Raw genomic sequence first — 313 nt, forward strand, 5'->3', positions numbered from 1 at the left:
TATTACTGTCCGCTAAACCATAAAAAGTCGAGTCCAACTTCTTGAAATATAGAAGTTGGGCTAACTTTTTGTATAGGACAAGCCCCCTTATCAGTTTTCAGTTTCTTCCGGCGGCGATTCAGATGCATCGGCGAGCATTATTTTCAGGTCTGCGTCGGGTTGATTGAGGAACTTTTCGAGATTTAGGTAATACATCAGCACGATTCGTACCATTGTCGCCAGTCCCGAGAAGCTCCAGCGTCTTGTCAGTTTGTTTTGCAGGACCGAAAGCAGCAGATTGGCTATAAGTGTGACCCATACCTGGATCTTGATG

1 pseudogene is annotated in these 313 nt (G+C 45.0%); it reads right to left on the bottom strand.

What is annotated here, in order from left to right:
* Positions 1 to 90 precede the first annotated feature (90 nt).
* A pseudogene (locus tag QGT73_RS17385) lies at positions 91 to 313 on the bottom strand (IS4 family transposase); the annotation flags it as partial.

It is taken from the genome of Duncaniella muricolitica, assembly GCF_910574735.1.
Lineage (GTDB): Bacteria > Bacteroidota > Bacteroidia > Bacteroidales > Muribaculaceae > Duncaniella > Duncaniella muricolitica.